Here is a 687-nt window from a genome sequence, read left to right on the forward strand (position 1 = left end):
TTGTTAGCGGTTGTTTTCGCTTCGTTAATGTTAGTTATCGCTTGCGTTTTTTCGTTGCTTATTTCATTGTTAGCGTTTTCTTTAGCTTCGTTAATGTTAGTTATCGCTTGCGTTTGTTTTTCGCTTATTTCGTTATTAGCGCTCGTTTTAGCTTGGTTTAGGGCTTCAAGGCTTGCGGTTTTGTTCTCGGTGATTTGGTTGTTAGCGCTATCTCGGGCGTTATTTAAAAAGATTTGATAGCTCGTTAAAAGCCTTGTAGCGGTTTCTATCAATTGATTTTCTAGCTTTTTAACTTCGTTTTTAATGTTCTCGGTGTTAGCGTTTAAGGTGTTGGTTACTTCTTGCTCGTTCGCATGCATGCTTGCGTTAAACTCGCTAAAAAAGCCCTCGTATTCTTTCATTTTGTTTTTTAAGCTCTCGCCGGCGTTAGTTAGCCATTCAATAGAGTTTCTTAAACTGCTATCAATTTCATTCGCATTCTTAAAAAAATCCAAACTCAAAAGCACTTCTAAAATCCTAACGATGCCCTTAAGGCTTAATTCCACTTGCTCGGTAAAAAGTCTGTTAGAATTTAGCGCGCTCTGTAATTGCTTTAACAATTCGTTTGTGATTTCTTTAACTTCTGGTTGTTCGCTTATCTCTAAAGCGCTGTTAGGCAAATTAGGGTAATTCATTTTTTAATCCTTG

At 37.1% G+C, this 687-nt stretch carries 1 protein-coding gene; it reads right to left on the reverse strand.

Annotation, left to right across the window (positions count from 1 at the left end):
* Positions 1 to 674, reverse strand: a 674-nt coding sequence (locus EAL04_RS07860) for an ATP synthase subunit B family protein (protein WP_120974489.1), incomplete at its 3' end; no start/stop codon positions are given.
* Positions 675 to 687 lie beyond the last annotated feature (13 nt).

Source organism: Helicobacter pylori, from assembly GCF_003638305.1.
In the GTDB taxonomy this organism is placed as follows: Bacteria; Campylobacterota; Campylobacteria; order Campylobacterales; family Helicobacteraceae; genus Helicobacter; species Helicobacter pylori_DJ.